9 protein-coding genes are annotated in these 10,218 nt (G+C 36.9%); 3 read left to right on the top strand and 6 right to left on the bottom strand.

The window, feature by feature from the left end; translation table 11 throughout:
* From ABIQ27_RS14440 to ABIQ27_RS14450, 3 genes are all read right to left on the bottom strand, one after another.
* A partial coding sequence (locus ABIQ27_RS14440; protein ID WP_348034621.1) for an asparaginase occupies window positions 1–488 on the bottom strand: 488 nt, incomplete at its 3' end.
* Window positions 478–1,614, bottom strand: coding sequence for a 1-acyl-sn-glycerol-3-phosphate acyltransferase (locus ABIQ27_RS14445; protein WP_348034622.1), 1,137 nt, complete (start codon window positions 1,612–1,614; stop codon window positions 478–480). The genes ABIQ27_RS14440 and ABIQ27_RS14445, both read right to left, overlap by 11 nt.
* Window positions 1,615–1,679: 65 nt before the next feature.
* Complete coding sequence (locus ABIQ27_RS14450; RefSeq protein WP_348034623.1) at window positions 1,680–2,450, bottom strand: TatD family hydrolase; 771 nt, start codon at window positions 2,448–2,450, stop codon at window positions 1,680–1,682.
* 82 nt (window positions 2,451–2,532) lie between these two features.
* Here ABIQ27_RS14450 and ABIQ27_RS14455 point away from each other — a divergent pair, with 82 nt between their 5' ends.
* Together ABIQ27_RS14455 and ABIQ27_RS14460 are read left to right on the top strand one after the other, a co-directional pair.
* A complete protein-coding gene (locus ABIQ27_RS14455; RefSeq protein WP_348034624.1) occupies window positions 2,533–2,976 on the top strand; it encodes a retropepsin-like aspartic protease in 444 nt (147 codons plus the stop codon).
* 123 nt (window positions 2,977–3,099) lie between these two features.
* A complete protein-coding gene (locus ABIQ27_RS14460; protein ID WP_348034625.1) occupies window positions 3,100–3,510 on the top strand; it encodes a hypothetical protein in 411 nt (136 codons plus the stop codon).
* A gap of 20 nt (window positions 3,511–3,530) precedes the next feature.
* Here ABIQ27_RS14460 and ABIQ27_RS14465 read toward each other — a convergent pair whose 3' ends face one another.
* On the bottom strand, window positions 3,531–4,754 hold the full coding sequence (locus ABIQ27_RS14465; protein ID WP_348034626.1) for a TCR/Tet family MFS transporter: 1,224 nt from the start codon (window positions 4,752–4,754) through the stop codon (window positions 3,531–3,533).
* A gap of 262 nt (window positions 4,755–5,016) precedes the next feature.
* On the opposite strand from ABIQ27_RS14465, the gene ABIQ27_RS14470 reads away from it, so the two are divergent.
* Window positions 5,017–6,024, top strand: coding sequence for a hypothetical protein (locus ABIQ27_RS14470; RefSeq protein WP_348034627.1), 1,008 nt, complete (start codon window positions 5,017–5,019; stop codon window positions 6,022–6,024).
* Window positions 6,025–6,099: 75 nt separating this feature from the next.
* Here ABIQ27_RS14470 and odhB read toward each other — a convergent pair whose 3' ends face one another.
* Both odhB and ABIQ27_RS14480 read right to left on the bottom strand, forming a co-directional pair.
* Window positions 6,100–7,332 carry a 2-oxoglutarate dehydrogenase complex dihydrolipoyllysine-residue succinyltransferase gene (gene odhB / locus ABIQ27_RS14475; RefSeq protein ID WP_348034628.1) on the bottom strand — a complete coding sequence of 411 codons (1,233 nt, stop codon included), beginning with the start codon at window positions 7,330–7,332 and terminating at the stop codon, window positions 6,100–6,102.
* Window positions 7,333–7,477: 145 nt separating this feature from the next.
* Window positions 7,478–10,218: 2-oxoglutarate dehydrogenase E1 component (locus ABIQ27_RS14480; protein ID WP_348034629.1), on the bottom strand; the 2,741-nt coding region annotated here is incomplete at its 5' end.

Consider the following 10,218-nt stretch of genomic DNA (forward strand, 5'->3'; position numbering starts at 1 on the left):
CCACGGTATAATTTGTATTCAAAATACAAGCCAACTTCATGAATTACTGATTTTCCTTTTTGTTGCAGCGATGCTATTTGGATAGCTGTTATCAGGTTTTCTTTGGCGTCTGTTCTTAAATCTCCAATTGGTAATTGTGAGCCTGTAAACACTACAGGTTTATTCAGATTTTCAAGCATAAAACTTAATGCCGATGCAGAATACGACATCGTATCCGAACCATGAAGCACTACAAATCCATCAAAGCTGGCGTAATTGCTTTCAATCATTTCTGCAATTTCAATCCATTTATCCGGATTTATATTCGAAGAATCTATAGGTTTTTTAAAGGAAATTGTTTCAATATTACAATCCAGATGTTTGAGTTCCGGAATTTTTTGCAATAGCTTTTTGAAGTTGAATGCTTTTAAAACACCCGTTTCAAAATCTTTAATCATACCAATGGTGCCGCCGGTATAAATTAAAAGTATGTTGGGTTTAGTTTGCATCCAAATATTTTGATTTATTCACCACTGGATTGGCATACATCGCTAAAAAGCTTTCAACCATTAAAGGATGATCTTCGTCTATTTTCATTTCCAGTCTTCTTTCAAACAAAGACTTTTCGTTTTCGGTGTAGAAATTACTATAGGTATTGGAATTGTTCAATAAATCGTAAGCAATATAGTTAGTCGGCCACAATTTATAACTCTGCAAAATTGAATCATCAATTGTTTGCGCCAAAGCCTGAACCTGCTTATTTGTATTGTCAAATTCCTGAGCTATATCATCTAATTCTGTGTCTAAAATATCGCCAACATGAATATGGATGTGTTTCTTTTGACCAATGATTCCGCTTAATAGCGTAATGAAATCTTCATTTTTTTCTTTGATGTAAATTTCATCATTGGCTTCGGCAATTAATTGCGGCATTTTCAAAGCATCGGTTGGATCATATTCATACGAAATTGAAACCGGGACTATTTTTATTTTCTTAAAATAATCCATCAGATTAGCTTCATCTGAACCCATTGCTAACATTTTTAAAACACCGGAATGTGTAGCATCGTTTCCGTCTTTTGTTCTTCCTTCACGTTGTGCAATCCAAACGGAACGGTTTTCACGAAGCAATAATTGTCCGATATATTCCGACATCAATTTTGAGCTTACCAGTAATTCTCTTGGCGACAAACCACGTTGCACCAAAAAATTTCTGTTAAGTTTTGAAAGCGTTTTTAAAAATGATTTTTTAACCAGATTGTCACCAATTGCAGATGCTGTCATAACCAAACCATGGTCAAAAAGTGCTACATTCAATAATGAAGTATCCAAAATGATATCCCTATGATTAGAAATAAAAAGATAAGATGTGTTTTTGTCTAATTTCTCAAAGCCTGAAGTTGTAAATCCTTCTGAACTTTTTTCCAGGACTTTTTGAACAGCCTGATAAATAAAATTACACTGAAAGTCGCGAATTGAATGCGTTTTTTTGAGCTGATTTTTCCAAACTTCTTCTTCCACATCAGGAAAAGTAAAGTTCATCAAAGCCTTCATCATCGGGTGATTTACAGCCGACTGAATGGCTTCATTCACTTCGGTATCATAAAACGGTCGAATAGGATCAAATCTTTGCATCTTGGCTTACAATTTAGCAGTGACAAATGAACAAAAAAAAAGTCAATTTTTTATGAAATCTTGACTTAAATCCCAAAAATGTCTTTAGAATTTTCGGTCGTAATCTGTGCGATTTCTTCAATCGGCAATTGATATATGGAAGCTAATTTTTCGGCAACCAATTTGGTATAACTGCTTTCGTTTCGTTTGCCGCGAAATGGAACCGGCGCTAAATAAGGCGAATCGGTTTCGAGAACAATGTGTTTCAAATTGATTTCATTTAAAAACTGGTCAATCTTTCCGTTTTTGAAAGTGGCAACGCCTCCAATTCCGAGTTTCATATTCAAATCGATTGCTCTTTTGGCTTGGACTAAATCGCCTGCAAAACAATGAAAAATTCCAAATAAATCGGTTGCTTTTTCGCTGTCTAAAACTTCGAAAACTTCATCAAAGGCTTCACGACAATGAATGTTTATGGCCAATTTATATTTTTTGGCTAATTGAATCTGACGTTTAAAAGCTTCCTGCTGAATCTTCAAAGTCGTTTTGTCCCAATGCATATCGACACCAATTTCACCGATTGCATAAAACTTTCTTTTTGCCAGTTCGGTTTCTACATGCGCTAATTCCTGCTCATACGTTTCGGGTTTCACATAACACGGATGCAAGCCCATCATAAGATGGATATTTTCAGGAAACTGAGTTTCCAAATCATACATTTTTTGGGTATAACCCGAATCAATCGACGGAACAAAAAAACGTGAAACTCCGGCATCAATTGCGCGTTGAATCATTTCGGTCCTGTCGTTTGCAAATTCTTCGGAATAAAGATGCGTGTGTGTATCGGTTAAAATCATTTTAAAAAGCGACTGAGTTTACAGGTTGCTAAGTTACTAAGAATATAATTTTTTGAATTACATTTGACATCATTTTGCATTTATGAAAGAGCTTCAGGAAATTCTAAAAAAAGAAAAATACAAGAAAATAAATTTCAAGGTTTCAAAAACCCAGCATTTGTTGGTTAAAGCTACTATTAACGGAATTTCCGGGAATTTTATTTTAGATACCGGTGCTTCTAATAGTTGTGTTGGTTTTGAAAGTGTTGACCATTTTAATCTGAAAGCCGGAAAATCAAAGACCAAAGCTTCAGGCGCCGGAGCAACAGGAATGTTTACGCAATTGGCCAAAAACAATTCGCTACGGATTGGCCGTTGGAAAACAGACGATTTCCATTTAGTTATTTTTGATTTATCGCATGTTAATGAGGCATTGCAACAATACAAAACCAAACCGGTTCATGGAATTATCGGTGCTGATATTTTACTCGAAGGCAAAGCGATTATCGATTATTATAATCATTGCTTGTATTTGAAAACATCTTAAATTTTTACCAAAAAATAGTGTCTTTTTTATGAAGTATCACTATGTTAATTCAAACTTAAAAAGGTGTTAAAGTCTTTATTCTAAATCATTTAATTAATATATTTGATATATCAATTAAATTCAATGATTATGAAAGCAAAAAAATCAACTTTCTGTTTTGCATTGTTAGTGGTCTTTTTACTGTTAGGATGCAATAGTGATGATGCGTATTCCGATACGAATTCGGCATCTTTGGCTCCCGGACCTCCCGTAGGTGAAAAAAATCAGTTTTTCCCTGTAGGTTCTACTGTTAGCGACATCGTAGTTAACGGAACTGGTATACGCTGGTATACTTTATCAAAATCAGATCTTCTTTATCTTGGAGATGATACTCATGAAGTAAATTATGGCAGCCCGCTTTTTGGCAGGGTTTTATTATCTCCTGATACCTCTTTACGTAACCGAAGCGTTTATTATGCGACACAAACTGTCAATAATAGAGAAAGTAAAAAGTATCTCAAGGTAATAGTAGAACTTTGGCAGTTTCACGATTGAGTTCAAATCCCAAATACTTATCAGAGTGTTTGGGATTTTTTCTTAAATGAAAAGTAAGCGATAAAAGCGCTAATCATCATCAATGTTCCGCCAACAATAAATGGCATTCCGGGAAATTGAAATGGCGCATCTTTATGAGTGAAGAAATAGAAAATAGTTGACATCATTGGTGGACCAATAATCATGGAGCCGCTCATCAAACTGGATAATGTTCCCTGAATTTCTCCTTGTTCGTTTGGTGGCACTTTACTCGAAATTACAGCCTGCATCGCTGGTCCGGCAATTCCGCCTAGGCAATACGGAATTAAAAAGACAAACATCATCCAGCTTTTTGTGGCAAAAGCGAACATAAACATACCCAAACAGTACAAAACCATCCCAACATAAATGCTTTTTTCATTTCCTAGTTTCGGATTGATCCATCGGATTAAACCACCTTGAACAAGGCCGACTAAAAGCCCAATAACTCCTAATGAGATTCCGACCATTTTTTCATCCCAACTAAATTTATACATCGTATAATAACTCCAATTCCCCTGAATGGCATGGGATGCAACATAGACTAAGAAAAGTGCCAATAGCAATCCGTAAAGCGATGGATGCTTTTTCAAATTCCTGAAAGCTCCAATTGGATTCGCCCGTTTTATATCAAAGTCTCTTCGGTTCTTTTTAGACAACGATTCAGGCAAAATGAAATAGCCATAAAGGAAATTCAACATACACAAAACAGCAGCCGCATAAAATGGAACCCTGGAACCATATTGACCTAACAATCCTCCAATTACCGGTCCGATGATAAATCCTAATCCAAAAGCAGCGCCAATCATTCCGAAGTTTTTAGCTCTGTTTTCAGGTGTACTAATATCAGCTATATAAGCGGAAGCCGTAGTAATACTGGCTCCGGAAAGTCCAGCTATAATTCTTCCAACAAAAAGCCAGATAATCGTAGGTGAAAACGCCAGCAGTATATAATCTAATGAAAAGGTAAAAAGTGATATCAAAAGTATCGGGCGTCTTCCATATTTATCACTCAAATTTCCAATTAACGGTGCGCAGATAAACTGTGTAATCGCATAAGCAAAAGTCAGCCAACCTCCATACTTTGCTGCTTCGCTGATATCACCATGAATGAGTTCTTCGATTAATTTTGGAATGACCGGAATGATGATTCCCCAGCCTGTGATATCGATGAGCATTGTGATAAAAATAAATCCTATCGCTGCTTCTTTTTGATTTTTCTTCATTTATGCTGAATTTATTTCAGTATCACTTTATTTTTTTGGGCGTGTCCCTTCGGGCCGTGCTTTCCGCAGTACACGGTACTTGCTCCAATCACTCACGCAGTATGCAAATAAACGAAAAACTATTTTCTTCTTGTGAAGAATATAATATTATATCAAAAAAACCGTTTAGATAGTATAAGACTTTTATGTCAGTTATTTTTTATTAAAAATTTATTTAACGCAACCTTTTCAGTAATTTTTAGTCTGTCTAAAAACAAAACATATGAAAAACCAAACCAACCAATTCCGTTTCAGAAAAATTTTCTACGCTATGTTTCCAATTTTAGCTTTAGTACTTCTATTATATAGTTGTTCAGCAGAAAATACCGGAACATCATCTGCTAATGATTTTAAGGCTCTAAAACAAGATGCTTTGAATTCTGTTACAGAGAACTTCCATTTTGATGTAGCTGCAGGAGTTGTCAGTTTCACTACTACTAAAGGAGTTTCCATATCTTTTAACGCCAGCAATTTAACCTTAAATGAAAATTCGGTTACCGGAACAATAGATTTAAAAGTTATTGAGATATTTGACGGCGCGACTATGTTAGCAACTGGTATGCATACAATGGGATTGATGCCAGATGGTAAACATGCTGTAATGAATTCCGGCGGTGAAATTTATATCAATGCTACCAAAAATGGTCACCAACTTGAAATAAACAGTGTTATTGAGTTAACAATTCCAACTCATTTAACTGACGATGTTGGTGGAAATCCAGACATGACTTTATGGAATTTTGTTGAAGAAGATACTACATGGGTGCCAAAAGTAGAAGAAATTGCATCAGGCGCAGGTGTTTTCTTAAATAATCCGGCTGGTATTCCCGGAGAAGCAAATACGTACTATGCATATATTAATCATTTTGGTTGGACGAATGTAGATTGTTTTTTTGAAGACCCAAGACCAAGAACAACTATTTTAGCTTCGGTTCCTAGTGGGTATACTAATCAAAATTCCGCTATTTATTTACATTATGACGGACAAGGAAATGCTTTAGCTCTTTTGGATACATATGATCCTTCTACAAAATTATTTAGTGAACACTATGGTCAAATTCCTATTGGATTAGTCTGTCACGTAATATTTGTTACCGAAGACAATGGACGATGGCGATATGCTATAAAAGCAACCACAATAGCTGAAGGTGATATCTATAATTTCACATTTGATGAAACTACGGTTGGAACCGAAGCACAATTAATTGCAGCCATAGATGCTCTGCCTTAAAAAACAAAAAATCCCGCTTCCAAAAAAGAAGCGGAATTTACATATATAGGCGCCTCTTCCGAGGCGGAAAAAACGTTACAGCTCTAAAGCTTTCTTAACGTTGTTATCCATCAATAATTCTTCTGGTTTTTCCAATGCTTCTTTAACAGCAACTAAGAATCCAACCGATTCACGGCCATCGATAATTCTGTGATCATAAGATAATGCTACAAACATTACTGGTGCGATTACAATTTGACCGTTTTTCACAATTGCTCTTTCAACCACATTGTGCATTCCAAGAATTCCTGATTGTGGTGGATTGATGATTGGCGTACTCAACATACTTCCAAAAACACCACCATTTGAAATGGTAAATGTTCCTCCTGTCATTTCATCAACGGTAATTTGTCCGTCACGGGCACGAATTGCCAAACGTTTGATTTCGGCTTCTACTCCACGGAAAGACAACGTTTCTGCGCTTCTCATTACCGGAACCATTAATCCTTTTGGTCCTGAAACTGCAACAGAAATATCACAGAAATTGTATGAGATTTTTTCCTGACCATCAATCATTGAGTTAACATCAGGATATAATTGCAATGCACGAGTAACTGCTTTGGTAAAGAATGACATAAAGCCTAATCCTAATCCGTGTTTGGTTTTGAATTCTTCTTTGTATTGCTCACGCAAAGCATAAATTGCTGTCATGTCAACTTCGTTGAACGTAGTCAGCATTGCTGTTTCATTTTTAGCAGAAACTAATCTTTCAGCCACTTTACGACGCAACATAGAAAGTTTTGTTCTTTCCGAACCACGGTTTCCACCTGTTGGAGTTCCCATTGAAGGCACAGCATTTACAGCGTCATCTTTGGTAATTCTTCCGTCTCTTCCTGTTCCAACAACATCAGTTGGTTGGATGATTTTCTCGTCTAATATTTTCTTAGCTGCTGGCGATGGAGCCTGAGCTGCGTATGTTTTAGTTGCAACTGGAGCTGGAGCAGCTTTTGGTGTTTCAACTTTTTTCTCTTCAACTTTTGGCGTTTCAGCTTTAGCTTCTTCTTTTGCCGGTGCACTTCCACTTGGTTTTGCTCCGTCTGTGTCGATTAAACAAACAACTGCGCCAACAGCAACTGCGTCACCTTCTTCTGCTTTAAGTGTGATAATTCCACTTGCTTCTGCTGGTAATTCCAAAGTAGCTTTATCAGAATCAACCTCAGCAATGGCTTGGTCTTTTTCTACATAATCGCCATCTTTTACTAACCAAGTTGCAATTTCAACTTCTTTAATCGATTCTCCCGGTGAAGGGACTTTCATTTCTAAAATCATCTTTAATATTATTTTAAATTATGAATTTTAAATTTTAAATTATTCGTGTTGTTTATTCTATGTTCTAGCCCTGATTGCAGTGGCATCCTTTTTCTTTTTTCTTTAAAAAGAAAAAGATAGAACGGAAAGCGGGATTAGCTTCAAATTATCTAAATAAATCTTTATCAAATACCATTCTGATGGCATCGGCGTGACGTCTTCTGTCGCGAGTGTGACTTCCTGCTGCCGGAGCTGCGTAAGCTTTTAATGAAGCCAATCTCCATTTTACTAAATCGAAATTCATTAACATATAGCTGTAAGCACCCATATTCTTTGGCTCTTCCTGTGCCCAAACAAAATCGTCGGCATTTGGATAACTTTTGATTATCGCTTTCAATTCGGCAACCGGTAACGGAAATAATTGCTCGATACGTACCAAAGCTACATCATTTCTGCCTAAATTTTCTCTTTCGGCAAGAATATCATAATAGAATTTTCCAGTTACAAAAACTACGGTTTTTACTTTTTTCTTGTCAACCGATTTGTCATCGATGGTTTCCTGAAAACTGCCTTTATACAAATCCTCTTGAGTGGAAACACACAACGGATGACGCAACAGACTTTTTGGTGTAAACACAACTAGCGGTTTGCGGTATTTTGTTTTCATTTGGCGACGCAACAAGTGGAAGAAATTCGCAGGCGTTGTACAATCGGCGACAAACATATTGTGACGTGCACAAAGTTGTAAATAACGTTCCATTCGGGCAGAAGAGTGTTCTGCACCCTGGCCTTCATAACCATGAGGCAGTAAAAGAACAATCCCGTTTTGGTTGTTCCATTTGTCTTCACCACAAGAAATATATTGGTCAATCATAATCTGGCAGCCATTAGAAAAATCTCCAAATTGCGCTTCCCAAATAGTCAATGCGTTTGGATTGGCTAAAGCATAACCATAATCAAATCCTAAAACGCCATATTCTGAAAGCAACGAATTGAAAATATTAAATTTCCCTTTTTTGCCTTTTACCGAATCTAATAAAACAACTTCTTCTTCGCTGTCTTCCACTTTTACTACGGCATGACGGTGTGAAAATGTTCCTCTTTCGACATCTTGTCCCGATACACGAACATCGTAACCTTCAGTCAATAATGAACCGTAAGCTAATGTTTCGGCTGTTCCCCAATCGATGACGTTATTGTCATACATCGTTTTTCTATCGGTAACAATTTTCGAAATTTTGCTGATGAATTTTTTATCCGATGGTAATGTAGAAACTGAAACGATGATTTCATCTAATTTCTTTTTGTCGAAAGTAGTATCGACTTTTTTTAACATTTCATCATCCGAAACCTGAACATAACCTTTCCATTCGTCTTGTAAAAATGGCTTGATAATCGTCAAATCCTTTTTACGTGATTCCTGCAGATTTACATCTAATTTTTCTTTGTAATCATTTTCAATTTTGGTCAGATAAGCAGCGTCTACAATTCCGGCTGAAATTAATTTCTCTGCATAAATCTCTCTTGGATTTTGATGCTTTGCTATCAATTTGTATAAAACCGGTTGTGTGAAACGAGGCTCATCACCTTCATTGTGACCATACTTTCTATAGCCCAACAAATCGATAAACACATCGCGGCCAAACTGCATTCTGAAATCTAACGCAAAAAGCATTGCGTGAACAACTGCTTCCGCATCATCCGCATTTACGTGAAGTACTGGTGACAAAGTAACTTTGGCAACATCAGTGCAATAAGTAGACGAACGCGCATCCTGATAATTCGTTGTAAATCCAACTTGGTTATTGATCACGATATGGATTGTTCCACCTGTTTTATAACCGTCTAGCTGTGCCATTTGCACAATTTCGTATACAATTCCCTGTCCGGCAACTGCGGCATCACCGTGAACGGCGATTGGCAATACTTTTGAGAAATCGTCCGGAAAATATTTATCCTGTTTGGCACGTGTGATTCCTTCAATAACGGCTCCTACTGTTTCCAGGTGAGAAGGGTTTGGCGCTAAGTTCAGGTTGATTTTTTTGCCTGTTTGTGTTTTTCTTTCAGCCGTTAAACCCAAATGGTATTTAACATCGCCGTCGAAATATTCTTTGTCGTAATCTTTCCCGTCAAATTCGGAGAAGATGTCTTGAGTTGCTTTGCCAAAAATATTAGCCAGGATATTCAATCTTCCTCTGTGTGCCATTCCCATTACGAATTGCTCTACGCCTTTTTCGGCAGCAGCTTCAATAAGTGCATCTAATGCCGGAATGATACTTTCGCCACCTTCGAGTGAGAAACGTTTCTGTCCAACATATTTGGTATGCAAAAAGTTCTCAAAAGAAACTGCTTCGTTCAATTTTCCCAAGATATGTTTCTTTTGGTCGTTGTCGAAATTCGGCAGATTGTCATTGATATTTATTTTGTCCTGAATCCATTGAATTACTTCCGGATTTCTCATGTACATGTATTCGATACCAATATGCTGGCAATACACATTTTTCAAATGATTCAGGATTTCCTGAAGCGTTGATGGTTTGTGCCCTAAAATTTTGGCAGCTTCAAAAACAGTATCCAAATCGGCTGTAGAAAGTCCGAAATTTTCAAGTTCTAAATCGGGCGTGTAAATTCTTCTGTCACGAACCGGATTGGTTTCTGTAAACAAGTGGCCACGGGTTCTGTATCCGTCAATCAATTTCAGAACATTAAATTCTTTTTGAAGTTTGTCTGAAACCTGCCCGTTTTGAGGAACATTGGCGGCATAATTGGCCAATTCAGCTACTGCATTTTCTTCATTAAAAGTCGTCATTCCAAAGTCGAAACCTTGAAAAAAGGCTCTCCAACTTGGCTCTACGCTATCTGGGTTTTGAAGGTATTGTTCGTATAAATCGGCGAAAAATTCGGTAT

The organism is Flavobacterium sp. (assembly GCF_039916025.1).
GTDB lineage: Bacteria > Bacteroidota > Bacteroidia > Flavobacteriales > Flavobacteriaceae > Flavobacterium.

Coding starts and splice junctions, on each gene's coding strand:
- ABIQ27_RS14465 (WP_348034626.1), bottom strand. CDS start 4,754: ATGAAGAAAAATCAAAAAGAAGCAGCGATAGGATTTATTTTTATCACA.
- ABIQ27_RS14470 (WP_348034627.1), top strand. CDS start 5,017: ATGAAAAACCAAACCAACCAATTCCGTTTCAGAAAAATTTTCTACGCT.
- odhB (WP_348034628.1), bottom strand. CDS start 7,332: ATGATTTTAGAAATGAAAGTCCCTTCACCGGGAGAATCGATTAAAGAA.
- ABIQ27_RS14450 (WP_348034623.1), bottom strand. CDS start 2,450: ATGATTTTAACCGATACACACACGCATCTTTATTCCGAAGAATTTGCA.
- ABIQ27_RS14455 (WP_348034624.1), top strand. CDS start 2,533: ATGAAAGAGCTTCAGGAAATTCTAAAAAAAGAAAAATACAAGAAAATA.
- ABIQ27_RS14460 (WP_348034625.1), top strand. CDS start 3,100: ATGATTATGAAAGCAAAAAAATCAACTTTCTGTTTTGCATTGTTAGTG.
- ABIQ27_RS14445 (WP_348034622.1), bottom strand. CDS start 1,614: ATGCAAAGATTTGATCCTATTCGACCGTTTTATGATACCGAAGTGAAT.